The 24,960-nt window shown below is 73.6% G+C and carries 18 protein-coding genes; 8 read left to right on the top strand and 10 right to left on the bottom strand.

Annotation, left to right across the window (positions count from 1 at the left end; genetic code table 11):
* Positions 1-69: 69 nt before the first annotated feature.
* From ACFYXE_RS05605 to ACFYXE_RS05595, 3 genes are all read left to right on the top strand, one after another.
* A complete protein-coding gene (locus ACFYXE_RS05605; RefSeq protein ID WP_361179465.1) occupies positions 70-1,455 on the top strand; it encodes an L-serine ammonia-lyase in 1,386 nt (461 codons plus the stop codon).
* Between the two features lie 222 nt (positions 1,456-1,677).
* Positions 1,678-2,229 carry a Uma2 family endonuclease gene (locus tag ACFYXE_RS05600; protein ID WP_389309077.1) on the top strand — a complete coding sequence of 184 codons (552 nt, stop codon included), beginning with the start codon at positions 1,678-1,680 and terminating at the stop codon, positions 2,227-2,229.
* A 675-nt stretch (positions 2,230-2,904) separates the two neighbouring features.
* Positions 2,905-5,157: a tetratricopeptide repeat protein gene (locus tag ACFYXE_RS05595; RefSeq protein ID WP_389309075.1), complete on the top strand. Its 2,253-nt coding sequence runs from the start codon at positions 2,905-2,907 to the stop codon at positions 5,155-5,157.
* On the opposite strand, the gene ACFYXE_RS05590 is transcribed toward ACFYXE_RS05595, so the two are convergent.
* Complete coding sequence (locus ACFYXE_RS05590) at positions 5,148-8,726, bottom strand: AAA family ATPase (RefSeq protein ID WP_389309574.1); 3,579 nt, start codon at positions 8,724-8,726, stop codon at positions 5,148-5,150. The two genes, ACFYXE_RS05595 and ACFYXE_RS05590, sit on opposite strands and share 10 nt — an antisense overlap.
* 268 nt (positions 8,727-8,994) lie before the next feature.
* Here ACFYXE_RS05590 and ACFYXE_RS05585 point away from each other — a divergent pair, with 268 nt between their 5' ends.
* Complete coding sequence (locus ACFYXE_RS05585) at positions 8,995-9,207, top strand: EF-hand domain-containing protein (protein WP_361181717.1); 213 nt, start codon at positions 8,995-8,997, stop codon at positions 9,205-9,207.
* 104 nt (positions 9,208-9,311) lie between these two features.
* On the opposite strand, the gene ACFYXE_RS05580 is transcribed toward ACFYXE_RS05585, so the two are convergent.
* Both ACFYXE_RS05580 and bla read right to left on the bottom strand, forming a co-directional pair.
* On the bottom strand, positions 9,312-10,082 hold the full coding sequence (locus ACFYXE_RS05580; protein WP_389309571.1) for an ABC transporter ATP-binding protein: 771 nt from the start codon (positions 10,080-10,082) through the stop codon (positions 9,312-9,314).
* 451 nt (positions 10,083-10,533) lie between these two features.
* Entirely contained in the window at positions 10,534-11,523 is a 990-nt protein-coding gene (gene bla, locus ACFYXE_RS05575; protein WP_389309072.1) for a class A beta-lactamase, read from the bottom strand.
* A gap of 309 nt (positions 11,524-11,832) precedes the next feature.
* Here bla and ACFYXE_RS05570 point away from each other — a divergent pair, with 309 nt between their 5' ends.
* Positions 11,833-12,492, top strand: a complete 660-nt coding sequence (locus ACFYXE_RS05570) for an NADPH-dependent F420 reductase (protein ID WP_389309568.1) — start codon at positions 11,833-11,835, stop codon at positions 12,490-12,492.
* A gap of 28 nt (positions 12,493-12,520) precedes the next feature.
* Here the strand turns inward: ACFYXE_RS05570 and ACFYXE_RS05565 are convergent, their stop codons facing one another.
* The 7 genes from ACFYXE_RS05565 to ACFYXE_RS05535 form a co-directional block, all read right to left on the bottom strand.
* Positions 12,521-13,072, bottom strand: coding sequence for a glycoside hydrolase family 25 protein (locus ACFYXE_RS05565; protein WP_389309070.1), 552 nt, complete (start codon positions 13,070-13,072; stop codon positions 12,521-12,523).
* A gap of 102 nt (positions 13,073-13,174) precedes the next feature.
* Entirely contained in the window at positions 13,175-14,431 is a 1,257-nt protein-coding gene (locus tag ACFYXE_RS05560) for a YncE family protein (protein ID WP_389309068.1), read from the bottom strand.
* Positions 14,431-15,216, bottom strand: a complete 786-nt coding sequence (locus ACFYXE_RS05555; protein WP_389309066.1) for a polysaccharide deacetylase family protein — start codon at positions 15,214-15,216, stop codon at positions 14,431-14,433. The genes ACFYXE_RS05560 and ACFYXE_RS05555 overlap by 1 nt, the downstream gene beginning before the upstream one ends.
* Positions 15,217-15,592: 376 nt before the next feature.
* Positions 15,593-16,216 (bottom strand): ATP-binding protein, encoded by a 624-nt coding sequence (locus ACFYXE_RS05550; protein WP_389309564.1) that lies wholly within the window; start codon positions 16,214-16,216, stop codon positions 15,593-15,595.
* 196 nt (positions 16,217-16,412) lie between these two features.
* Positions 16,413-17,180, bottom strand: coding sequence for an enoyl-CoA hydratase/isomerase family protein (locus tag ACFYXE_RS05545; RefSeq protein ID WP_389309064.1), 768 nt, complete (start codon positions 17,178-17,180; stop codon positions 16,413-16,415).
* Positions 17,181-17,265: 85 nt separating this feature from the next.
* A complete protein-coding gene (locus ACFYXE_RS05540; RefSeq protein ID WP_389309062.1) occupies positions 17,266-18,504 on the bottom strand; it encodes an Ig-like domain-containing protein in 1,239 nt (412 codons plus the stop codon).
* A 218-nt stretch (positions 18,505-18,722) separates the two neighbouring features.
* Positions 18,723-19,934, bottom strand: a complete 1,212-nt coding sequence (locus tag ACFYXE_RS05535) for an Ig-like domain-containing protein (protein WP_361178850.1) — start codon at positions 19,932-19,934, stop codon at positions 18,723-18,725.
* Positions 19,935-20,087: 153 nt separating this feature from the next.
* On the opposite strand from ACFYXE_RS05535, the gene glgX reads away from it, so the two are divergent.
* From glgX to ACFYXE_RS05520, 3 genes are all read left to right on the top strand, one after another.
* A complete protein-coding gene (gene glgX / locus ACFYXE_RS05530) occupies positions 20,088-22,403 on the top strand; it encodes a glycogen debranching protein GlgX (RefSeq protein ID WP_389309060.1) in 2,316 nt (771 codons plus the stop codon).
* A gap of 59 nt (positions 22,404-22,462) precedes the next feature.
* Positions 22,463-23,428, top strand: a complete 966-nt coding sequence (locus tag ACFYXE_RS05525; protein ID WP_389309058.1) for a LysR substrate-binding domain-containing protein — start codon at positions 22,463-22,465, stop codon at positions 23,426-23,428.
* 87 nt (positions 23,429-23,515) lie between these two features.
* Positions 23,516-24,889: a carbohydrate-binding protein gene (locus ACFYXE_RS05520; RefSeq protein ID WP_389309056.1), complete on the top strand. Its 1,374-nt coding sequence runs from the start codon at positions 23,516-23,518 to the stop codon at positions 24,887-24,889.
* The last annotated feature ends 71 nt before the right edge of the window (positions 24,890-24,960 follow it).

The following is a 24,960-nucleotide window of genomic DNA, read 5'->3' as shown; positions in this document are numbered from 1 at the left end:
TGCTTCGCCTTGTACTTCTGCATCACCCCGGCAGACAACGGCGTCTACCAACCACCATTGGAGTTTTCCGTGGCCATCTCGGTCTTCGACCTGTTCTCGATCGGCATCGGCCCGTCCAGCTCCCACACGGTCGGTCCGATGCGCGCCGCCCGGATGTTCGCCGGCCGCCTCAAGAACGAGGGCCTGATGGCCCACACCGCGGCGATACGGGCCGAGCTGTACGGCTCGCTCGGCGCCACCGGGCACGGGCACGGCACCCCGAAGGCGGTCCTGCTCGGCCTGGAGGGCGAGTCGCCCCGCACGGTGAACGTGGAGACGGCCGACGCCCGCGTCGACGAGATCCGCTCCGGCGGGCGCATCAACCTGCTCGGCGTGCACGAGATCCCCTTCGACTTCGACGAGGACCTCGTCCTGCACCGCCGCAAGGCCCTGCCGTACCACGCCAACGGCATGACGATCTTCGCGTACGACCGTGAGGGCGCCCTCGTCCTGGAGAAGACGTACTACTCGGTCGGCGGCGGCTTCGTCGTCGACGAGACCGTGCTGAACCAGGAGGGCGCGGCGGGCGAGAACCCGATCGTGCCGGACGACACCGTCCTCAAGCACCCCTTCCGCACCGGCGACGAGCTGCTGCGCCTGACCCGCGAGACCGGCCTGTCCATCTCCGCGCTGATGCTGGAGAACGAGAAGGCCTGGCGCACCGAGGACGAGATCCGCGCGGGCCTCCTGGACATCTGGGGCGTCATGCAGTCCTGCGTGTCGCGCGGCATGTCCCGCGAGGGCATCCTGCCGGGCGGCCTGAAGGTCCGCCGCCGCGCCGCCAACTCGGCCCGCCAGCTGCGCGCCGAGGGCGACCCGCAGGCCCGCGCCATGGAGTGGATCACGCTCTACGCGATGGCGGTCAACGAGGAGAACGCCGCGGGCGGCCGTGTGGTCACCGCCCCGACGAACGGCGCGGCGGGCATCATCCCGGCCGTCCTGCACTACTACATGAACTTCGTGCCCGGCGCCGACGAGGAGGGTGTGGTCCGCTTCCTGCTCGCCGCGGGCGCGATCGGCATGCTCTTCAAGGAGAACGCCTCGATCTCCGGCGCCGAGGTCGGCTGCCAGGGCGAGGTCGGCTCCGCCTGCTCGATGGCGGCGGGCGCCCTCGCCGAGGTCCTCGGCTGCTCCCCGGAGCAGGTCGAGAACGCCGCCGAGATCGGCATGGAGCACAACCTCGGCCTGACCTGTGACCCGGTCGGCGGACTCGTCCAGATCCCGTGCATCGAGCGCAACGGCATGGCGGCCGTCAAGGCCGTCACCGCCGCGAAGATGGCGATGCGCGGCGACGGCTCCCACAAGGTGTCCCTCGACAAGGTCATCAAGACCATGAAGGACACCGGCGCCGACATGAGCGTCAAGTACAAGGAGACGGCCCGCGGCGGGCTCGCGGTGAACATCATCGAGTGCTAGGCAGATGGGCCCTGACCAGCGCGTTTGTGTATTTCAGCGCTGTCAGGGCCCTCCCTCGCATTCACGACGGCGCAGACGCGACAGGCCCTGCTCTCCCCTCGCTGTCTGGCGGGGCCGTCGTGCGGACCGGTTCCCCCTGCAGCGCGCGCACGTCACGGATGTCCACCCGTGTGACGGCTCTGTCCGCCGTATCATGACGGCACACGGGAAGGAGCACCGTCCATGAGTGTCGACGCGATCACGCACACCGAGTTCCCTGCGGGATACGTGGTGTTCTTCGGCGCCGACGAAAAGATCATCATGACCCCGCAGAGCGAAGAGCACTCCAGCACGATCAGGTCGATGCAGATCGACTCTCTCGCCCTCGGCCGTCATGCGAAGGTCACCTCGGACGTCTACCTCGACTTCCCCGCCGACGAGAACTCCGCCCCCGATCTGGCCATCCTGCGCGAGGACGCGCGTAAGGAGGGCAAGCGCTACAGCTTCGAGGACGTCCTGTTGATCTCGGAGGTCGTCTCCACGTCCTCGGCACGCAAGGACTACGACGACTGCACCGCGAAGTACGGCCGGTACGGCATCCCCGTCTACCTCGTCGTGGACCCCTACGCCCGGGAAGTCGTCCTGCACACCGAGCCCACCTCCAACGGCTACAGCACCGCCCACACCCGCGCATACGGCACAGGCAAGCTCCCCATCCCCCTGGCCGACGGCCGCACCTTCACCCTCGACCTCGACGAACTCCCCCTGCCGGCCCCGGAGCCCGACACGCACTGATTCCGGGAGAACACGCCCCGAAGCGGGAAGAGGCCCGGCAGCCGGTCGGCGCGCGCAGAAATGCGTCGTCCTTCGCCGGATCTCCGCTACCGAGTGGGCTCGCCGACGCCATCGCATGCCGCCCGATCATCAACTGCCCAATCCCGCAGGCGTATCCACATATACGTCAAGTACAAGGAGACGGCTCGCGGTGAACATCATCGAGTGCTGACACGATCCGCCGGGCGGCGGATCGCATGACGGGCGGGACCGGTCGCGGTCCCGCCCGTCGTCGTGCCGGGGGCCGCGGGCGCGCGGCGCGGAGGCAGGCGGCACGGGGGCGCACGGCACGAGCGCGGGCCCGAGGTGCGGGTTCGGGGCGCGTGACCTGGTTTGCGTAGTTGATTGCGTAGTTCTACGGATGCCGCGGAGCGGGGAACTTTGACAGGCTGACCGGTGATGTATGCGCATCCATGGCGCATCCGCACCTCACCCGAACTAGGAACCGCACATGGGCCTGCTGGGCGCGATCAGGAACGTCTCCGCCTTCTCGTACGACACCGTCGCGCCAGGGGCACCGGCCCGCACGCGGCAGGCGGCGCCAGCGTCGCGGGACCACGCGTCACCGGCACGGGAGCACACGCCGACGTCGTACGACAGTGCCTGGAACCGGTCGGGCCGGTAGGCGCCGGACCCATGCCGCACGACTTCCGGTCCGGCCCCCGCCGGACGACACCGCAGCCCGCCCCGCCCGCCCGCGCCCGTCAGGAGATCCTCGCCGACATCCGCTGGCTCGACGCCGAGCCGTACGGCCGCGCGCGCAACGTCCGCGCCGAGGCGCTCACCGAGGAGGCCGCCGCCACCGGCGACCGGCCGCTGCTCGTCGCCGCGCTGACCCTCCTGGTCCACTCCTACAGCTTCAGCCCTGACCGCACCAAGACGTCCGTGCCCTTCGAGCGGCTGCTGGGCATGTACGACGAGCACCCGGCGGACTTCACCGAGGACGACGTCCGCCAACTGCACTGGATGTTCAAGTGGGTGGTGACCGACGGGCGCCAGCAGCCCGACGTGCCGCTCGCCTCGATCGAGGAGTGGCTGACCGAGACCCGGCGCCGCTACCGGGCCGCCGGGTACTCCCCCCGCGCCGTGCACGGCGGCGAGTTCATGCTCGCCCGGCACCTGGGCGACCGGGCGCGCGCCGCCCGCGCGTACGCCGCCTGGACGGCCGCGCCGCGCGACGACATGGCCGACTGCCTGGCCTGCGAGTACGCCACGCAGGGCCTGCGCCAGCTGGACCTCGGTGACGACCGGGCGGCCCTGGAGGACTGGGAACCGGTCCTGAGCGGCACGCACAGCTGCCACCGGGAACCGCACGAGACCCTCGCCCGCTCGCTGCTGCCCCTGGTGCGCGCGGGACGGGTCGACCAGGCCCGCGCGCACCACCTGCGCGGCTACCGGATGGTGCGCTCCGACGAGACGTTCGGCCCCGTCGTGGGCCTGCACGTCGAGTTCTGCGCGCTCACCGGCAACGAACCGCGCGGGCTGCAGATCCTCGCCGAGCAGAGCCCGCGCTGGGCGCAGACCGGCGACCCGCTCGCCCACCAGGAGTGGCTGGTCAGCGCCGCCCTCCTGATGCGGCGCCTGGTGGACCTGGGCCACGGCGAGCGGCCCGTGCCCGGCCCGCTCGACGGGGCGTGGACGGCGGCGGCGCTCCTCGACCACGCGCGGGCCACCGCCCTGGACCTCGCGGACCGCTTCGACCGGCGCAACGGCACCACCGCCGTCTCCGAGCGCAGCCTGGCCCGCATGGCGGCCCGGCCGCTGCTCGACGTCCTGCCGCTGGGGCTGCGCGCGGCCGACGTGCCGGGCCGCCGGTCCCCGCACCTCACGCCGGCCGCCCCCGAGGGCCCCGCCCGGGGCGAACGGCTCGCGCCGCGCGAGCGGGCCCTGCTCTGCCTGACCCTCGCGCAGTCCCTGACGCACCCCGACGACGGCACCGGGGCCCAGGCGGAACGTCTGCTGATCGACGCGGCGCACTTCGCCGACCTGGCCGGGGAGAGCGGGCACCTGGGCGCGCTGGCCCGGCTCCGGCTCGGCGGGCTCTACTGCGAGACCGGCCGGCACGAGGAGGCGGCGTCCGTCCTGGAGACCGCGCTGCCCGACCTCGACGACGAGCACGAGCCGAACGACCGCATGCAGGCCCGCACCTGGCTCGCCCGCAGCTACCTGCGCACCGGCGAACCCCGGCCGGCCGCCGAGCAGTTCGAACTCGCGGCGGACATCGCCCGCGCGTGCTCCGACGGTCACCACGAGGCGGCCCTCACCCAGCAGGCCGCCCAGGCGCTGGGCCTGGCCGGGCGGCGGGCGGAGGCCGGGCGGGCCTACGGGCGCGCCGAGGAGCTGTGGCGGGCGCTCGGCGAACACGGCGCCCTGGTCCGCGCGCTGCGGGCGCGCGCCTGGGAGACCCTGGCCGCGCAGGGTCCGGCGGCGGCCGAGGCGGTCATGGCGCAGGCCCTCGACACGAACCGCCGCTGCGCCGACGAGGCGGTCCAGGACCCGGAGCGCACCGAGCTCCGGGTCGAACTGGGCCGCACCTACGCGCAGTTGGGCCGTCTCGCCCTGGAGCACGCGGCGGGCCCGCCGCTCGCCGAGCTGGACCCGCCCGACCGGTACGCCGCCAACGTACGCGCCTTCGAGGCGGCGCTGGGCCATGCGGAGCGGGCCATCGAGGCCCTGCGCGGCTGCGGCGGCCCCGGCCTGGCCGACCTGCACCCTACCGAACTCCTCGCGGCCCGGCTGGAGTTCATACTCGGCCGCCACACCGAGGCGGCGGCGCGCGCCCGGCGGGTGGCGGCCGCGGTGCGCGAGCGTCCCGACCCCGACGGCTCCCTGGCCACTCTGGCGGAGGAGTGCGATCTGCTGACCGGGGCGCGGCCCCCTTACGCCTGAGACCGCTGGGCGTGACCGCCCGAGCCACGTGTCACCAGCGAGGCCAGCGCGGCGCGTGAGGTGACGCCCGTCTTGCGGTAGATGCGGGCGACGTGGCTCTCGACCGTGCGGGTGCTCAGGCAGAGCCTGGCGGCGACCGCCTGGTTGGTCAGGCCCTCGGCGACCAGCACGGAGATCTCGCGTTCGCGGGGGGTGAGGGTGGCGAGCGGGTCGGCGGGCTGCGGGGTCGCGGCGTCCGGCCCGGACCGCGGGGCGCGGACCTCCGCGGCGCCCTGCGCACCCGGCCCGCCCTGCGCACCCGGCCCGCCCGGTGCATCCGGCTCGCCCGGCCACGGCTGGCCATGCGGCTGCGGGGCGACCGGCGCACAGCGGCTTGCCCTCGGCTGCGCGGGCCAAGGGGGCGGGGCGGCGGCCGGCGGGTTCTGCCCGTAGGGGGCGGCCTGACCGTGCGGGGCGACGGGGCCGCCGTACGGGGGGACGGGGCCGCCGTACGGGGTGGTGGGATCGGTCGCGGCGGTGGGGCCGTACTGCGCGACGGGGTCGTAGGGGGTGGCGGGGTCGTACGGGGTGACGGGGCCGGCCTGCGCCGTCGGACCGTACTGCGAGGCGGGATCGTAGGGGGTGGCCGGGTCGTACGGGGTGACGGGGCCGGCCTGAGGGGGCGGCCCGTACGGCGACGCGGGGCCGGACCGGGTGGTGTCGGTGGACGAGGCGGTCGCGGGCGCCGGGGTGGTCGCGGGGGTGGCGGTCGTCGCCGGGGACGCCGTGGCGCGAGCCGTGGGCCAGGGCGCGCCCGGGACGCCGGGGCGCGGCGCGGGATCGCCCGCGTACCACCCGGCCGTCCGCGCGGTCATGTCGAGCAGCAGCCGCGCCCCGCCCTCCTCGGCGAGACGGCGGCCCCGGCGGGCCATCGCGGCGGCCCGCGCGCCGTCGCCCGTCGTGGCCACGAACGGGGCGCCGAGCAGCAGGCTCTGGGCCTCCCGCAGGGCCGCACCGGAGCGGGCGCTCTCCCGGGCCGCCTCGGTGAACGCCCGCGCCGCGACGGCCGGTTCACCGCGCCGCGCCGCGAGCAGCCCGGCCGCGCGCAGCCCCGCGCCCCGCTGGACGGGCAGGTCGAGCCGGTCCGCCTCGGCCAGGGCACGGGCCGCCCAGTGCTCCGCGTCCGCGAGATCGCCCGTGGCCAGCGCCGACGTGACGAGCAGTTCCAGGAAGTTGGGGCGCACCGAGGGCTGCACGCGGGGCAGGTCACGGCCGCCGCCGGCGTCCAGCAGGACGTCCCGCGCACGGTAGGGATCGCCGGAGCCCAGCGCCGCGTACCCCAGCAGGCAGCGGGACAGCGTCGCCCACCAGCCGTCCACCGCACCCACCGTGGCGGCCGCCTCCTCCGCGGCGGCCAGCACCTCCGGATCGCCCGCCGGGCGGGCCTGCAGCAGGACCAGGGCGCGGACGGCGCGGGCGAAACCGAGCAGCTCGACGCCGCCGAGGGACCGGGCGACGGCCACGGACTCGTCGGCCCGCTCCAGGGCGTCACGCACACGGCCCGTGGTGAGGAGGGCGTACGCGCCGCAGAGCAGCAACTGCGACAGGGCGAAGGGGCGGCCGGTGCGCCGGGCGAGGTCGACGCCGCGTTCCACGTGGCGCAGCGCGGCCGCGCAGTCGTCGAGGAACGCCTCGGTCCAGGCGAGCCGCACCAGGGACTCGCACTGCCCGGCGAGGTCGGCGTCGGTGGTGACGTCGGCGAGCGCGGCGGCCTCGGCGACGTGCTCGCGCGCGGCGGCGGTGTTCCCCTCGTACGCCTCCCCCATGGCGGACAGCGTGAGCGCCTCCGCGGCACCCAGCTCGTCGCCGCGGGCCCGGGCGTCGGCCACGGTCCGGGTGAGCGCGTCGCGCACGTCGGCGAAGCGGGTGGCGAACAGCGCGAGGTTGGCCCACTCGACGACGAGTCCGGCGTGCCGGGCGGGCGGCGGGCAGGGGCGGCGGTCGAGTTCCCTGCGGAGCAGGGCGCCGGCCGCCGCGTACCGCCCCAGGTGGCGTTCCATGAAGGCGCACTGCACGACGGCGGCGGTGCGCAGCGCGTCGTCGGCCGCCGGGCCGGGGTCGCGCATCCCTATCAGCCGGTGCAGGAGGTCCCTGCTCTCCTTCACCGCGCCGGTCATGCCGAGGGCGCTCGCGCGCCGCAGCATCAACTCGCGCCGGGTGTGCAGGTGTTCGGGGCTGTCGGGCAGCACGTGCAGCACGGTGGCGAGGAGCCGGGCGCACTCCGCGGGGGCGGTGGCGACGGCCTGTTCGGCGGCTTCGGTGAGGATCGCGGCGGCCTTGGGGTCCCAGCGGGTGAGGGAGCGCTCGACGTGGTGGGCGCGGTCGGCGAGCGGCGCGCCGGTCCGGGTGAGCTCGGCGGCGGCCGCGCGGTGCAGCTCCTGGCGGCGCCACGGGTCGACGGCCTCGCGCAACTGGGCGCCGAGGAGCGGGTGCCGGGGCGCGAGCCGGCGTCCCGCGCACTCCGCCCTCAGCAGGTCCCGCCGCACCAATTCCCTGAGCACCACGATGAGTTCGCCGCGGTCGATGCCGGTGACGGCGGCGATGAGGTCGGTGGTCGCGTGGTCGCCGAGCACGGCGGCGGCTTCGGTGGCGGCGCGCTCCCGCGGGGCCAGGGCGGCCAGTTCGTCGAGGGGCGGGGCCGCGGGGCGCCCGTGCAGGAGGGAGAGGAAGTAGAGCGGGTTGCCCTCGCTGGCCGCGTACATCTCGGCGGCCCGTTCGCGCGGCAGACCGGCGGCGAGGCCGTCGGTCAACTCGCCCCGGCCGAGCGGTCCGAGGGGCAGACGCAGGACCGTTCCGGTGTCGAGGCCGCGGGTGAGGGCGGCGTCGAGGGCGGCCGGGGACTGCCGCTCCCGCCGGGCGACGGCCAGCAGGAAGGGTGCGTGGACGGGATGACGTACGAGGTGGTCGACGAGGTCGAGGGACGCGTCGTCGGCCCAGTGCAGGTCGTCGAGGACGAGGAGCAGCCCCGCCCCGGTCAGGCCGCCGAGGGCCAGGGCGGTGTCCCGGCACAGCCCGAACAGGTCTCCGTGCCCTCCGGTCCCGCCCACGCCCCGGCCCCGGTCGCCGCCCTCCCCGGTGCGGTCCCCGGTCCCGGCGCCCGCGCGGTCCTCGGCCGCGCCGTCGCCGGCCGCCGGGTCGGTGCCGACCGGGCACCCGGCCCCGTCGAGCCGCTCGCGCGCGTCGAGGCCCGCGTCCCCGCGGACGGCCGCGGGCAGCCGCTCCAGGGAGGGGAACGCCCGCCTCGCGCGCGGGTCCAGCTCGGCGAAGGCGTCGGTGAACGGCCCCAGCGCCCGCCCGCCCACCCGCTCCGAGGCCCGCCCCCGCAGCACGGTCACGCCCCGGGCGCGGGCCCGCGCCGCGAACTCGGTCAGCAGTCTGCTCTTGCCGATCCCCGGCTCCCCGACCACGTCGACGACACCGGCTCCCGTGCCCCGCCCCATTCCCGTCAGCAGCGCTTCGAGGCCGCCGAGTTCACCGGACCTGCCCACGAACGGCGCCCGCCGCGCGGTCCCCGGCGCGCCTACGACCATCTCCACCACGTTCCCCTCACGGCGGCGCACGGCCCCCTCGGTCACGTTGTACCGCACCCGTCGCGCGCGGAAAGCGGGCCCGGATCTCAGTTCGTGAACAAGAAGTGGACGAAGGTCTCGGTTCGGACACGACGCGGCGCGCCGCGGCTCGGCCGGGGTCCCGCAGGCGTCGCGGAGGTGCTGGCCATGGACCTACTCCTTGTCATCCGGCCATCGGGCGGCCGTTACCCTGAGCCCCGTCAGTAGTGCACAAGAAGGGGTGGATCCGGTGGCGGACATCGAGGAAGCGCGCAGGACGTTCGACCAGTTCGACGCGGACGGCGACGGCTTCATCACGGCGGCCGAGTGGAAGAGCGCCATGGCCAAGATGGGCGACTTCTACCAGACCGAGGCGGTGGCCGAGGCCGTGATCGCCGCGAAGGACAGCAACGCGGACAAGCGTCTCTCCTTCGACGAGTTCTGGGCGAGCCTGAACAAGTAGCGGGGTCCGGCCGGCGGTGGCCGGTACGGCCGGGCAGGGCCCGGTGCGCGGTGTGCGCACCGGGCCCTGCCGCGTCCCCGCCCGGCCCGGGGATCCGCCGCGGGTCAGCGGTGCGTGCGCACGCTCCACCTGCCGTCCCTGCGCTCCAGGCGCACGGGGTGGTCGAAGCACTTGCTGATCCGGTCACCGGTCAGCACGTCGTCGACCGCGCCGGAGGCGAGCGCGCGGCCGTCGCGCAGGAGCAGCGCGTGGGTGGTGCCCGCGGGCAGCTCCTCCAGGTGGTGGGTGACCAGGACGGTGGCGAGCTCCGGACGGGCCTCGCGCAGGGTGTCGAGGCTGTCGAGGAGGCGCTCGCGCCCGGCGAGGTCGAGGCCGGTGGCCGGCTCGTCGAGCAGGAGCAGGCGCGGGCGGGGCATCAGCGACCGGGCGATCAGCGTGCGGCCGCGCTCGCCCTGGGAGAGCGTGGGCCAGCGCGCGTCGGCGCGGTGCGCGAGGCCGAGGAGGGCGATCAGACGGTCGGCCTGCTCCTCCTGCCCGGGCGTGGGACGGCGGCGCGGCACCGGCTCGACGCTGTTGGTGAGCCCGGTGAGGACGACGTCGCGGACCGCCAGCGGCGAGCGCAGCGGATGGCGCGGGTTGACGTGTCCCACGTACGCCCGCAGCTCGCGCAGATCGACGCTGCCGAGCCGCCGCCCGAGCACTTCGACCGTGCCGTGCGTGGGGTGGGTGACGGCCCCGCAGAGGCTGAGCAGCGTCGACTTGCCCGCGCCGTTCGCGCCGAGCAGCGCCCAGTGCTCGCCGGGCCGGACGGCGAGGGTGACGTCCTCCAGGATGGCGCGCCCGTCACGGACGACGGTGACGCGGTCGGCGGACAGGACGGGGGTCGTGGCGGGGGCCGTGGCGGGGGTCTTGGCGGTCGGGTCGTCTCCGGCCGACGGGGGGAACAGGGGCGGGGACGGGGACGGGTCGGTCACGGGGCGGTCCTCTCTGCGGTCACGGGCCGGTCCTCCGGCCGGTATCGGCCGCAAGGCGGTCCGGAGGGTATCCGGAAGCGGGACGACCGGGGCGGGGCGTTTCACCTGGTGGCCGGGGCGGGCGCGGACCAGGCACGCCCCGGCCGGACCCACCGACCGGAGCCACCAAGCGGAACCACCAACCGGACGACCCTCCGACCAGACCCACGGCACGGCCCGGCCGCCCAGATCCGCCCCACCGCACGGGCCCACCGCACAGGCCCACCCCGCGGGCCCACCCCGCGGGCCCGCCGCACGGGCCCGCCGCACAGGCCCGCCGCACAGGCCGACCGCACCGTTCCGCCTCCCGGCGCTACCGCGCCAACTCCGCGACGGCCGATCGCGTCGCCGCCGCGATGAGGGCGTTGCTCGGCGGGTCGTCGCGGCGTGGCCGGTCGGTCAGGACGGCCAGGACCAGCGGGTCGCCGTCCGGCGGCCACAGGACGGCGATGTCGTTGGCCCGCCCCCAGTTGCCGGTGCCGGTCTTGTCCGCCGCCGTCCACCCCTTGGGGAGCCCCGCGCGGATGCGCTCGGCCCCGACGGCGGCGGCGTTGCGCAGCAGCCAGTCCTTGACGAGGGCGCGTTCGGCGGCGGGCAGGGCGTCGCCGAGGACGAGTGCGCGGTAGTCGGCGGCGATCGCCCGGGGCGTGGTGGTGTCGCGCGGATCCTTGGGGCGTACGTCGTTCAGCTCGGGCTCGTAGTCGTCCATGCGGCTGACGTCGTCGCCGAGCCCGCGCAGGTAGGCGGTCAGCCGGGCGGGTCCGCCGATGTCGCGCATCAGGAGGTTCCCGGCGGTGCCGTCGCTGTACCGGACGGCTGCGTCGCACAGTTGACGGACGGTCATGCCGGTCGCGACGTGCTTCTCGGTGACCGGCGAGATCGAGTCGACGTCGGCCGCGGTGTAGGTGATCCGCTGGTCGAGGTGGCTCGGCGGGTTGTGGTGCAGGACGGCCGCCGCGGCGAGCGTCTTGAACGTGGAGCAGAACGCGAAGCGCTCGTCCGCGCGGTGGCTGAGCGTGGCGCCGCTGCCCGTGTCGACGGCGTGGAGGCCGAGCCGGGCTCCGTACGTGCGCTCCAGCGCGGCGAAGCGGGAGGCGAGACGGGCGGGGTCCGGGGACGGGGCGGGCCGCTCCGAGCCGTCGCCCGAGGGCCGCGCCGAGGGCGAGTGCGCACCCCGGTCCGCAGTCCGGTCCGGATCCGGCCCGTCGCCGGTCCCGCACGCGGACAGGGACAGGGGCAGCAGCCCCGCCACGGCGAGCACGGCCCGGCGCGAAGGCGCCGGCCGCGACCGCTCGCCCGTCATGCGCCGCCACCGGCTTCCACCCGACCGCCCCCGCCGGCCCGGCCGCCTGCCGCCCCGCCCGACATCCCGCCTGCCGCAACCCGCCGCACCCGTCGCAACCCCGCTTCCGCTCGTACCGCCGCCACCGGGACCGACCGCGGCCGACCCCGCACGGCCCCAGGCTAACGCCGCCCCCACAAGCCGATCCCGCAAGCAGATCGCGCAAGCAGATCTTCCAGGCCGACCCCACAAGCCCCCCCCCGGAATACCCCACCCGATCCGGAGGTTACCTCCGTTACGACACCGGACCACCGGAAGGGCATGGCAGTCATGAAGATCGGCATCATCGGCGCGGGCAACATCGGCGGCAACCTCACCCGCCGCCTCACCGCCCTCGGCCACGACGTCTCCGTCGCCAACTCGCGCGGCCCGCACACCCTGACCGCCCTCGCCGAGGAGACGGGCGCGACGCCCGTCCCGGTCGAGGAGGCCGCGCGCGGCGCGCAGGTCGTCGTCGTGACGATCCCGCTCAAGGCCGTGCCGGGCCTGCCCGCGGGCTTCCTCGACGGCGCGGCCGCGAACGCCGCCGTCATCGACACCGGCAACTACTACCCGCAACAGCGCGACGGGAGGATCGCCGAGATCGAGGAGGGCCTGACGGAGAGCCGCTGGACGGAGCGGCAGATCGGCCACCCCGTCATCAAGGCCTTCAACGGCACCTACGCCCAGGACATCCTCGACAAGCCCCTGCCCAAGGGCGCCCCCGGCCGCGTCGCCCTGCCGGTGTCGGGCGACGACGAGGCCGCCAAGAAGGTCGTACGCGACCTGATCGACGAACTCGGCTTCGACACCGTCGACAACGGCGGCCAGGACGACTCCTGGCGCCAGCAGCCCGGCACCCCGGTGTACGGCAACGCGGGAGACGTGGAGGAGATCACCAAGGCCCTGGCCGCGGCTTCCCCGGAACGCACCCCGGAGTGGCGGGCCTGACGGCGCGCCGGCGCCGCCCCGCCGGACCTCAGGGCGTGGCCCACTCCTCGAGGGTCGCCTTGCTCTCGAAGTCGGCCACGTTCTTGTCGAGCGGCGTCGACGTGTACTGATGGATCGTCCACTGCGCCTGGATGCGCGGCTTGCCCGCCGTCACGTAGTCGGCGATCCACAGTCCGTCGCCCGCGTAGGACGTCACGTCGCGGTTCAACCAGAAATCGCGGTTGCAGTAGAGCAGAACGCGGTGGTGGGGGCGCAGGCGCTTCACCTCGCGGATGAAGCGGTCCTTGTCCGCGTTGGACGCGTGTGTTCCGTCGCCCGTCGTCTCCCAGTCGACCGCCAGCAGGTCGCCCGCCTTCTCGGGGGCCTTGCTGACGAAGTACGCCGCCTGTGCGGCGATGTTGCCCGGCCACAGGAAGTGGTAGAAGCCGGTCACGCAGCCGCCGTCGCGGGAGAGTTTGGTCTGGGCGGCGAGTTTGGGGTTGGTGTACGAACGGCCTTCCGTCGCCTTGATGAAGACGAACGAGAGGCCGTCCGTGTCGAACGACGACTGGTGTGAGCTGACATCGATGCCACGGATCACGGGCGCCTCCGGGAGTGGGGGGAGTCAGGTTCCCGGACTGGTTCCTGAGCTGCCCGTTTTGTGCCCGGTGTCAGCAAGGGTCAACCGTCAACCATCCATCGTTCAACGGAAGATTCCCGTGTGGCCGAGGGAGTAGCGGCCCGGCTGCGGATAGACCGCGAGTCCGTGCGGGCCGGAGCCGACCGGGATGCGGGCCAGCTGGACCCCGGTGCGCGTGTCGATGGCGTAGACCTCGGAGTCGTAGCGGCCCGAGAGCCACAGCGTGTTGCCGTCCGCCGAGACGCCGCCCATGTCGGGGCTGCCGCCCTGCGGGAGCTTCCACTTCTTGGTCAGCCTGCTCTTCGGGAAGTCGAAGACGGAGATCGTGCCCTCGCCGCGGTTGGAGATGTACATCTCCTTGGAGTCGCGGCTGACGTACAGGCCGTGGCAGCCCTTGCCGGTGGGCAGCAGCTTCGGCGTGGTGAACTTGTCGCCGTCCAGGACCCATATGCCGTGCGCCATCATGTCGGCGATGTAGAAGGTCTTGCCGTCCGGGGACATCTTCACGTCCTGCGGCATGGCGCCCTGGAAGGGGATCTTCTGCTGGCCGACGACCTCCATCTTCTCCGTGTCGACCTTGAGGAGCTCCCCGGAGAACTCGCAGGACACGATGAAGTAGCGGCCGTCCATGGAGAAGTCGGCGTGGTTGACGCCCGCGCAGGTGACGGGGACGGTCTTGACGCGGTTCATGGTCCTGGGGTCCCGGAAGACGAGTTCGCGGTCCATGGAGGCCATGACGATGGCGTGCTTGCCGTTCGGCGTGAAATAGAGGTTGTACGGGTCGGAGACGTCGACCGTGCGGCCGGTCTTGCCGGTGACGGGGTCGATCGCGGTGAGGCTGTCGCCGAGGTCGTTGTTGACCCAGAGCGTCTTCATGTCCCAGGACGGGACGACGTGCTGGGGCTGGTCGCCCACCCGGATGGTCTCGACGACCTTGAACGTCTTGGGGTCGATGACGGAGACCGTGTCGGACTCGGTGTTCGGCACGTAGATCCGCGGCAGGAACGTCTTGGACACCGGCTGCAGGGCGTTCGGCCGGTCCGCGGCGTAGGCGTCCTTCGGGTCGAGGACCGGCGGCATGCCGGGCAGCCCCGGGGCTGCCTTCGGCCTGGCGGGCTTGCGGATGCCCTCGGTGCCGAGGGCCTCGTCGGCGTGCCGGTCGCCGCTGCACCCGGCGAGGACGGCCAGCGCGGCACCGGCGGCGAGCAGGGCCGCGGTGCGCTTGGCGAGGTGGGGCCGGGCCGCGCGCCGGGCGGCGGGGTTACGGGGGGTGTCCGGCGTCGGCTGCGCGGGCGGGTTCGGGGTCGGGTTCTGGGACATCAGGTCAGCAGCTCCGTGGTCGTGACCGCGCGCAGGCCGCGGCGTTCCAGTTCTTCCAGGACGGCGGGCAGTGCGGCGACCGTGTCCGCGTACCCGAAGTGCAGGCTCACGACGGATCCCTCGCGGACCTCCGCGGCGACGGTGCGGGTGATCGCCGGGGCGCCCGGCGACGTGAAGTCGAGGGAGTCGACGTCGTACGAGAGGACGTGCGGGTAGCCCGCGCGGCGGGCGAGGCGTTCGACCAGGGGGGTCGCCGTCCGCGTGCGCGAGGGGCGGAACCAGGTGCCGATGGAGCCGGTGAGGCGGCGCAGGCGGTCGGCGCAGCCGGTGATCTCCGCGTAGGCGTCGGCCTCGGACATGCCGTTGATGTCGCGGTGGTGGTGGGTGTGGTTGCCCAGGTCGTGGCCGCCGTCGAGGATGCGGCGGGCCAGGTCGGGGTGGTCGTCGAGCCAGCTGCCGACGGCGAGCACGGTGACCTTGGCGCCGGCCTTCTCCGCCTGGGCGAGCAGGGTCCTCGCGATGGCAGGGTCGCCCTGGCCGTGGAAGGTGAGGGCGACCCGGGGGCGGGTGCGGGGGCCGTGGCTGATCTGGGCGGGACGGCCGGGGAAGCGGTGGGGCGCGGGGGCGGCGGCCGCCGCGGGGCGGGCGGGGCGGGGGGCCGTGGACGCGGGTGGGCGGGCGGGCGCCGGGGCGTGGCCGGCCGGGGCGCACCCGGCGGTGAGGGCGCCCGCGGCGACCAGGCCCGCGCCCGCGCGCAGGGCGCTGCGGCGGTCGGTCTCGATCACGCGACCATTTAATGGGAAAAGAATGGAAAAGATGCTGATTGCCCGCTTCGGGACCGTCACGGGTCGGGGGTACCGGGCCCGCGACCGCTCCCCCGGGCCTTGCGTATCGCCTGTCACAGGCTGTGCTTAACCAGCGTTTACCAGGCAGGTGTCCCATCTCACCAAGGATTCACCTCTAAACTGTCACGGTTTGCCCATCAATGCACCGATAAGGACTTTTGGATCGCTGGGGTCCGTCTGCCATAGTCGGGGACACGACCCCCATTGACCCGGGCTCAGGTCGTCAGCAGCCGCCGCGGACCACACCCCACACATCCGCGGCGCTTCACGAAGGCCCCCACCGCGCCGCACGACGGCCGCCGGGGGCTTTCGCGTATCAGCGGTCGGCGACCCGCATCTCGAACCACGTCGTCTTGCCGCGCGGCAGCAGGTCCACGCCCCACCGGTCGGAGAGCTTGTCGACGAGGAACAGGCCGCGGCCGCTCAGGTCCATCTCGTGGACCGGCATCAGGCAGGGCAGCCCGCGCGAGGGATCGCGGACCTCGACGCGGATCCAGCCGCGCCGCCGCTGCATGCGCAGCCCGAAGACCCGGGCGCCGGTGTGCCGCACGGCGTTCCCGACGAGCTCGGAGACGAGCAGGACGACGTCCTCGGTGAGCTTCGGGGAGAGCCCCCAGTGGCGCAGGACCACGACCTGCGCGAGGCGGCGCGCGATGGCGGCGGACTCCGGGCGCGACGGCAGCGGCACCTCCGCGTCCGTCGGATTTCCGAACAACTCCAGCGCCTTGAGCGCGTGTTCGTCCTCGACCGCCGGCGACCAGCGCGCCGCGGTCGCACTGCCGTGCCGCCGCGGCCGTTCGTAACCCTCCAGCCCCGCCATGCCCCCATCATGGCCGCCCAGAGCGCTCTCCGGGGCCGTTCCGGCGGAATAAGCCCCCCGGAACCATCCATTCCGGGGGACTCCCCTGACATATGCCATGGGCAGAAATGAACCGCGCATCAAGCCCTGACCTGCGGTGACTTCACGCTCACGCATGATCACCCATCGCACAGGAACAGGCACGCTTAAGGTTCTCTTAAGTCGGCCATAATCCACCCAGCGGGCTGGCAACTCCCCTGACGTACGTTCAACTCGTCACCTGAGGCTGCCAGTTGATGCGGAAAGGGCCGACCGCAGCGGGAGGGAACCGGTCCGATCAGATGAACTTCGCCTTGCCCGGGCCCTCGGCCACGAAGCTGCTCATGCCCCGCTCACGGTCCTCGGTGGCGAACAGGCCCGCGAACCACGTGCGTTCGATCGCCAGACCCGTGTCGATGTCGGTCTCCAGACCCGCGTCGATGGACTCCTTGGCCGCGCGCAGCGCGATGGCCGGGCCCTGCGCCAGGCGGGCGGCCCAGGCGTGCGCCTGCTCGTACACCTCGGCGGCGGGCACGACGCGGTCCACCAGCCCGATGGCGAGCGCCTCCTCGGCCTTCACGTGCCGGCCGGTGAAGATGAGGTCCTTGGCCCTGGACGGGCCGACCAGGCGGGCCAGGCGCTGGGTGCCGCCCGCGCCGGGGATGACGCCGAGCAGGATCTCCGGCTGGCCGAGCTTGGCGTTGTCCGCGGCGATGCGGAAGTCGGCGCAGAGCGCCAGCTCGCAACCGCCGCCCAGCGCGTAGCCGTTGACGGCGGCGACGACCGGCTTGGGGATGCGGGCCACCGCGGTGAAGGACTCCTGCAGCGCCCCGGAGCGCTTGACCATGGCCGCGTGGTCCATGGCCTGCATCTCCTTGATGTCCGCGCCCGCCGCGAACACCTTCTCGCCGCCGTGGATCACCACGGCGCGTACGTCGTCCCGCCCGGCCGCCTCCTCGGCGAGCTCCTTGAGGCGGTCCTGGGTCGCGACGTCCAGGGCGTTCATCGGGGGGCGGTCGAGGCGGATCGTGCCGACGCCTTCGGCGACTTCGAGGTGTGCAGTCATGACAGGCACGTTAGCGGGGGTTAACGCGGAAGGCCCGGTGCACTTGGTCACAGTGCACCGGGCCTGGCGTGGCGAAGGGGCGGGGCTAGGCCTTCCACTTCTCCCAGGACATGTTCCAGCCGTTGTAGCCGTTCTCGGGCTGGATCGTCTTGTCGGCGGAGTTCTTCACGACGACCAGGTCGCCGATCATCGAGTTCTCGAAGAACCAGCCGGCGGGCGTCTTCTTGCTGTAGCCGCCGCGGACGTCGCTCAGGCCTATGCAGCCGTGGCTGGCGTTGGTGTTGCCGAAGGCGCCGCCCGACCAGTAGTTGCCGTGGATGAACGTGCCGGAGGTGGACAGGCGCATGGCGTGCGGGACGTCCTTGATGTCGTACTCGCCGCCGAAGCCGACGGTCTCGCCGTTCATCCGGGTCACCTTCAGCTTCTCGCTGATGACCATCTCGCCGTTGTACGTGGTGGTGCCCGGGGCGCCCGCGGTGATCGGGATCTTCTTGATCTGCTTGCCGTCGCGGACGACCTTCATCTGGTGCGTCTTGGCGTCGACGGTGGAGACCTGGCTGCGGCCGATGGTGAAGCTCAGGGTCTTGGCCTGCTCGCCGTAGACACCGGGGCGGCCCTCGACGCCGTCGAGGTTGAGCTTGACGGTGACCTTCGTGCCGGCCTTCCAGTACTTCTCCGGGCGGAAGTCGAGGCGGTCGTTGCCGAACCAGTGGCCCTCGACGGGCACGGACGGCTCGGTCTTGATCTCGATGGCCTTCTCGACGGCCTCCGGGTCGGTGATGCCGCGGGTGAAGTTGACCGAGAACGGCATCCCGACGCCGACCTTCGAGCCGTCCTCGGGGGTGAACTGGCCGACGAAGGTGTTCTTCGGGGTCAGGGTCGTGAAGGCGGTGTCCTTGGCGGAGGCCCGGCCGTCGGAGTCCTTGGCGACCGCGTGCACCTTGTACTTGGTGGCGGCCGCGAGGTGCCGGTCGGGGGTCCAGGTGCTGCCGCCGCCGGTTATCCGGCCGGGGATCTCGTTGCCCTTGCTGTCCGCGACCCTGACCTCGGAGAGCTTGCCCTTGTCGGCGCCTATCTTGAGGGCGCCGCTGGTGGCGACGGCGTCCGCGCCGTCCTTGGGGGCGATCGTCACGACGGCCGCCGAGGGGGCGTTCTTGTCGGCCTTGTCATTGCCGTCGCCGCCGCCCGAGTCCGAGCCGCCCCCGCATGCCGCGACGAGCAGCAGTGTCGCCCCCGACACCGCCGCCGTCAGAGTCCTGGCGCCCCGCCGCCGGGCGCGCGCACGCACGCCGCTCGACGTCCCCGATATCGGTCGCCCGTTCACGATGTCGTCTCCCCTCGCACGGCCTGGTCCAGGCCCGCACCCCAGTGCACCTGCGCGTTTCGGACACGCGCCAGCGATAGATAACCACACGGTTCCCGGCGTTGGCCGCCCGGCAATGTCACCGTTCCGTTCCAACTGCCCAGGGGTGCGGGCAGACCTTGATCACCTGATGGTGGCGGGCCGGTCACCCGGAGATCATCCGGCGATCACCTGGGGGATCAGCCGTTCTTGAGCCAGTCCTTCCACTCCATGTTCCAGCCCCCGAGGCCGTTGTCAGGAGCGACTTTCTTGTCATTGCTGTTGATGACCTCGACGACGTCGCCGATCAGGCTCCGGTCGAAGAACCAGCCCGCGGGCGTCTGTGAGCTGCCGCCCTTCACGTCGCGCAGACCGACGCAACCGTGGCTGACATTGGTGTTGCCGGGGGCGTCCGGCGACCAGTAGTTGCCGTGCAGGAAGGTGCCGGACGTCGTCAGGCGCATCGCGTGCGGGACGTCGGGGATGTCGTACTCGCCGCCGAAGCCGACCGTGCGGCTGTTCATGCGGGTCACCTCCAGCATCTCGGTGACCACCATCTTCCCGTTGTACGTGGTGGTCTTGGGGGCACCCGCGGTGATCGGCACGGTGGAGACCACCTCGCCGTCCCTGCGCACCTCCATGGTGTGCTCGGCGGCGTCGACCAGGGACTCCTGGCTGCGGCCGACGGTGAACGAGAAGCTCTTGTCCTGCAGTCCGTAGACACCGCGGTCGGCCTGGACGTCCCGCAGCCGCAGGCCGACGGTGACCTTGGTGCCGGGCTTCCAGTACTTCTCCGGCCGGAAGTCGACGCGGGTCCTGCCGAACCAGTGCGGGCGGATGTCGACGGCCGGGGACGCGGTGACGTGGATGGCGCGCTGGACGGCCGCGCGGTTCTCGATCTCCCGGTTGAACTCCAGCGAGACGATCATGCCGGTGCCGACCGTGGCGCGGTTCTCCGGCGTCACGTATCCGATGAAGCGCTCGTCGGGGACGTAGGTGCGGAACGTGGTGTGCCGGGCCGAGCGGCGGCCGTGGCCGTCCAGGGCGACGGCGTCGACCTTGTACGTGGCGGCGAGCGCCAGCGGTCCCCGGTCCGCCGGCCGCCAGGTCATGCCGTCGTCGTCGATGCGCCCCGGCACGTCGAACTCCTGCGCGTCCTGCGTCCGGACGACCTTGACCGACTCCAGACGGCCGTCGGGGACCGTGACCTCGATGCGTTCGTCCCCCTTGATCCCCTTGCTGTCGTCCTCGGGCGACACCCGGATGGCGTCCGCGGGCGAGCGCGGTTTCCCCAGGAGTCCGTCGAACCCGTCGGAGGAGCAGCCCGTGGCCCCGGCCAGCAGGCCCGCCCATGTCAGTACCGCGGCCAGCGCGGTTCCCGCGCGCCGTGCGCGCCTCGCATCCAGTCTCACGTGGGACCCAACGACCGTCACCCTGCCGGGGAAACGTGAGTGCGACGCACCCGGTGGGCAGAACAGTGGGGAGGACGACGTGGGGGAGCCGCGGCCGGGATGCCGCACGCCCTTCTTCGCGCGTCGGCCGACGGAGCCGCGGGAGGCTGACAGGTGTCGAGCGCACCCGAACAAGAGGCAGTGCAGGAGGCGCGGACGGCGGGCCGCGGCACGACCGGGCGGGCGGCCCCCGCGGTGAACGGGAACCGGCGCCCCGCGCCCCGCGCCGCCCCGGCGCGACCCGTGTGGCCGGGCACGCCCACGCCGCTCGGCGCCCGCTTCCGGGTGGGCCCCGACGGGGTGGCGGGCACCAACTTCGCGCTCTGGGCGGGCGGGGCGGAGGCGGTGGAGCTGTGCCTCTTCGACACGGCGGGCACCCGGGTCGTGGAGACGCGCTGTCCGCTGACCGAGCTGACGCACGAGATCTGGCACGGCTTCGTACCCGGCGTGCGCCCCGGACAGCGGTACGGGTACCGGGTGCACGGCCGCTGGGACCCCTGGACGGGCGCCCGCTGGAATCCGGCGAAGCTGCTCCTCGATCCGTACGCGCGCGCGGTGGACGCCGGTGCGGGCAACGACTACGGCCGGCTGCCCGGCGAGGTGTACGCACACGTGCGCGACTGGCCCCAGCAGCACGTGGCGGACACGGTGCGCGACGAGCGGGACTCGGCCCCGCACGTGCCCAAGGGCGTGGTGGTGCACGACGACGCGCCCGACGACGAGTGGACCGACGACCGGCGGCCGAAGACGCCGTGGGCGGACTCGGTCATCTACGAACTGCACGTGCGCGGCTTCACCAAGCTGCACCCGGGGATACCGGAGCGGCTGCGCGGCACGTACGCGGGCCTCGGGCATCCGGCGGCGGTCGACCACCTCGTACGCCTCGGGGTGACGGCCGTCGAACTGCTGCCGGTGCACCAGTTCGCGCACGAGGACCATCTGCTGCGCCGGGGGCTGCGCAACTACTGGGGCTACAACTCGATCGGCTACTTCGCCCCGCACGCGGCGTACGCGGCGTCCGGGACCAGGGGCGAGCAGGTCGGCGAGTTCCGGCGGATGGTGCGGGCGCTGCACGAGGCGGGCATCGAGGTCATCCTGGACGTGGTCTACAACCACACGGCGGAGGCCGGCGAGCTCGGCCCGACGCTCTCCCTCAAGGGCATCGACAACCGCGGCTACTACCGGCTGCAGCAGAACGACGCGCGGCGGTACGCGGACTACACGGGCTGCGGGAACACCTTGCAGGTGGTGCAGCCGCACGTGCTGCGGCTCATCACGGACTCGCTGCGGTACTGGGTGTCGGAGATGGGCGTGGACGGCTTCCGCTTCGACCTGGCGGCGGCGCTGGCGCGCTCCTTCCACGACGTGGACATGCTCTCGCCGTTCCTCGCGGTGATCGCGCAGGACCCGGTGCTCCGGCGGGTGAAGCTGATCGCCGAGCCGTGGGACGTGGGGTCGGGGGGCTACCAGGTGGGGGCGTTCCCGCCGCTGTGGACGGAGTGGAACGACCGCTACCGGGGTGCGGTGCGGGACTTCTGGCGGGGCGCGCTGCCGGACGTACGGGACCTGGGGTACCGCCTCTCGGGGTCGAGCGACCTGTACGCGTGGGGCGGGCGCAGACCGTACGCGTCGGTGAACTTCGTGACGGCGCACGACGGGTTCACGCTGCGGGACCTGGTGAGCTACGAGCGCAAGCACAACGAGGACAACGGCGAGGGCAACCGGGACGGCTCGGACGACAACCGCTCCTGGAACTGCGGCGCCGAGGGCGAGACGGACGACGGCGGCATCACGGCGCTGCGCCGCAGACAGCTGCGCAACCTCATGACGACGCTGCTGCTGTCCACGGGCGTGCCGATGCTGGTGGCGGGCGACGAGATGGGCCGCACCCAGGCGGGCTCCAACAACGCCTACTGCCAGGACAACGAGATCAGCTGGGTCGACTGGGGGCTGCGGGAGGAGCCGGGGTGGCGGGAGCTGTTCGCGCTCACCGCCCGCCTGATCGAGCTGAGACACCGTCACCCGGTGCTGCGCAGGCGGGCGTTCTTCTCGGGCCGGGCGCACTCCGCGGACGGGCTGCGGGACCTGGCCTGGTTCACGCCGGGCGGCACCGAGATGACGGAGGACGACTGGTACGCGCCCGCGGCGACGCTCGGCATGTATCTGTCGGGGCGGGACATCCCCGGCCGTGACGAGCGGGGCGCGCCGGTCGTCGACGACAGTTTCCTCGCGGTGCTGCACGCGGCGGACCGCCCGGCGCGCTTCGTGCTGCCGGGCCCGCCGTGGGCCGGGTCCTACGAGCTGGTGGTGGACACCTCCCTGGAGGACCAGGGCGCCCCGCCCGCCACCGTGCACCGTGCGGGCGAGGCGGTGACCGTGGCGGCCCGCTCGGTGGTGCTGCTGCGGGTGACCGGTACGGGCGCCGAATGATCAGTTCTGGTCCGTACCTGAGTCTTGCCCCGGTCCCGGGGTGAGCTCAAGCTCGGCTTATGGACCTGGAGTTGCGGCACCTCAAGACGATCCGGGCGATCGCCGACGCGGGCAGCCTGACCAAGGCCGCGACCGCGCTCGGTCTCGCCCAGCCCGCGCTCAGCGCGCAGTTGAAGCGCATCGAGCGCGCGCTGGGGGGTGCGCTGTTCGAGCGGGGGCGGCACGGGGTGCGGGCCACCGCGCTCGGGGAGTTCGTGCTGGCGCGGGCCAGGGTGGTGCTGCCCGCGGTGAGCGGGCTGCGGGAGGAGGCGCAGCGGTTCGCGCAGGCCTGGGAGGGCGGGGCGGGCTTCCGGCTCGGCGGCATCCACGGGCCGCTGCTCGGCGCGCTGGTGGACCGGCTCGCCGCCGCGTATCCGGGGGTGCCGGTGACGACGCACACCTCCTGGTCGGAGCGGGACATCGCCTCGCGTACCGCCGCGGGGCGGCTCGACTTCGCGCTGGTGGGCACGTGCGGGCCGAGCGCGCCGCCGGAGAGCGAGCTGCTGGTGTGGCGCGAGGTGGCCCGTGACCCGGTGTTCGTGATGCTGGCGACCGGTCATCCGCTGGCGGGCGTGCAGGAGATCGACCTCGCGCGGCTGGCGGACGAGGCGTGGACGGACGTGCCGGGCGACGGCTGCTTCGCGGACTGCTTCTCGGCGGCGTGCGCGCGGGCGGGGTTCACGCCGTCGCGGGTGTACGAGACGGATGTCGCCTCGTGCGTCCATCTGGTGCAGGTGGGGCGGGCGGTGGGGTTGTGCCGGGCGACGTTCCCGCCGACGCCGGGCCTGGTGACCCGGCCGCTCGCGGGGGCGCCGCTGTACTGGCGGCATCTGCTGGGCTGGCATCCGGCGGCGCCGGCCCACGACACGGCGGCCGCGGTGTTCGCGCAGGCCCGCGCCGCGCACGCGGAGGCGGCGGCGCGCAGCGAGAGCTACACGGCGTGGCTCTCGGCGCCTTCCATAACGCCGGGGCCGGGGGTCGGCTGACAGCTACTGACCGGCAGTTGAGGCTTCTACGGTGTGGGCGATCCCCGCTCGTCCCCGCTCGTCCCCGGCAGCCCGAGGAGACCTCGCATGCTCCCCACCCCTCACAGACGTGCCGCCGCGGCGTGTGCCGCGGTGGCCGCGGCCGGTGCCCTGGTCCTCGCCGGGCTGCCCGGTGCCGCGTCCGCGCAGACCGATCCCGCGGCTTCCCCGTCCCTCTCCCCCGCCGAGAGCGCCGCCGTCGCCGAGACCTCTCCCGGAGTCTTGACGGCCATGCGGCGCGACCTCGGCCTCACGGCGGCGCAGGCCGAGGCCCGTCTGGTCAACGAGGCCGAGGCCGGCGCCGTCGCGGGAGCCCTGCGCAACGCGCTCGGCGCCGACTTCGCGGGCGCCTGGGTGCACGGCGCCACCTCCGCGCGGCTGACCGTGGCCACCACCGACCCGGCCGACGTCCCCGCGATCGAGGCGCGGGGCGCGCGGGCCGACGTCGTCGACCACGCGCTGTCCCGGCTGGACGCGGCCAAGGCCCGGTTGGACAGGGCCGCCGGCGCGGCGGCGACACGGGACGCGCCCGTCTGGTACGTCGACGTGCGGACCAACGCGGTCGTGGTCCGGGCCGTGCGCACCGCGGCGGCCACGTCCCTGGTCGCCGCGGCGGGCGTGGACCCCTCCCTCGTACGCGTCGAGCGGACCACCGAGCGGCCGCGGCCGCTGTACGACCTGGTGGGCGGCGAGGCGTACTACATGGGCGGCCGCTGCTCCATCGGCTTCCCGGTCACCAAGGGCAGCCAGCAGGGCTTCGCCACGGCGGGCCACTGCGGGCGGGCCGGCACCGCGACCAGCGGCTACAACCAGGTGGCCCAGGGCACGTTCCAGGCGTCCGTCTTCCCCGGCCGGGACATGGCCTGGGTCGCCACCAACGCCCAGTGGACCGCCACCCCGTACGTGAAGGGCCAGGGCGGGCAGCGGGTCGGCGTCGGGGGCTCCACACAGTCCCCGGTGGGTGCGTCGATCTGCCGCTCCGGCTCCACGACGGGGTGGCACTGCGGCACGATCTCGCAGCACAACACCAGTGTCACCTACCCCGAGGGCACCATCAGCGGGGTGACCAGGACGACGGTGTGCGCCGAGCCGGGCGACTCCGGCGGCTCCTTCATCTCCGGCAGCCAGGCGCAGGGCGTCACCTCGGGCGGCTCGGGCAACTGCTCCAGCGGCGGTACGACCTTCCACCAGCCGATCAATCCGCTGCTCCAGCAGTTCGGCCTGACGCTGCGGACCACGGGCGGCGGCGGTGACCCCGGTCCGGGCGACCCGGAGCCGGGCGGCACGTGGGCCGCGGGCAAGGTCTACGCGGCGGGCGACACCGTCACGTACGGCGGGTCGGCCTACCGGTGCCTGCAGGGCCACCAGGCCCAGCCGGGCTGGGAGCCGCCGAACGTCCCGGCGCTCTGGCAGCAGGCGTAGCCGGTCGGTCCGGGACCGGCGGACGAAGCGGGTCGGACCGAAACTCGGTGGGCGGTGTCAGTGGCGATCCG

Source organism: Streptomyces sp. NPDC002564 (assembly GCF_042889645.1).
In the GTDB taxonomy this organism is placed as follows: domain Bacteria; phylum Actinomycetota; class Actinomycetes; order Streptomycetales; family Streptomycetaceae; genus Streptomyces.
The sequence above is the reverse complement of the archived record's forward strand: the minus strand, read 5'-3'. Positions and strand labels throughout refer to the sequence as shown.

Excerpts from the sequence above, each read along its gene's own strand:
- ACFYXE_RS05520 (WP_389309056.1), top strand. The coding sequence starts at position 23,516 with ATGCTCCCCACCCCTCACAGACGTGCCGCCGCGGCGTGTGCCGCGGTG.
- ACFYXE_RS05560 (WP_389309068.1), bottom strand. The coding sequence starts at position 14,431 with ATGTCCCAGAACCCGACCCCGAACCCGCCCGCGCAGCCGACGCCGGAC.
- ACFYXE_RS05570 (WP_389309568.1), top strand. The coding sequence starts at position 11,833 with ATGAAGATCGGCATCATCGGCGCGGGCAACATCGGCGGCAACCTCACC.
- ACFYXE_RS05545 (WP_389309064.1), bottom strand. The coding sequence starts at position 17,180 with ATGACTGCACACCTCGAAGTCGCCGAAGGCGTCGGCACGATCCGCCTC.
- ACFYXE_RS05550 (WP_389309564.1), bottom strand. The coding sequence starts at position 16,216 with ATGCGCGGTTCATTTCTGCCCATGGCATATGTCAGGGGAGTCCCCCGG.
- ACFYXE_RS05595 (WP_389309075.1), top strand. The coding sequence starts at position 2,905 with ATGCCGCACGACTTCCGGTCCGGCCCCCGCCGGACGACACCGCAGCCC.
- ACFYXE_RS05525 (WP_389309058.1), top strand. The coding sequence starts at position 22,463 with ATGGACCTGGAGTTGCGGCACCTCAAGACGATCCGGGCGATCGCCGAC.
- bla (WP_389309072.1), bottom strand. The coding sequence starts at position 11,523 with ATGACGGGCGAGCGGTCGCGGCCGGCGCCTTCGCGCCGGGCCGTGCTC.
- ACFYXE_RS05590 (WP_389309574.1), bottom strand. The coding sequence starts at position 8,726 with ATGGTCGTAGGCGCGCCGGGGACCGCGCGGCGGGCGCCGTTCGTGGGC.
- ACFYXE_RS05600 (WP_389309077.1), top strand. The coding sequence starts at position 1,678 with ATGAGTGTCGACGCGATCACGCACACCGAGTTCCCTGCGGGATACGTG.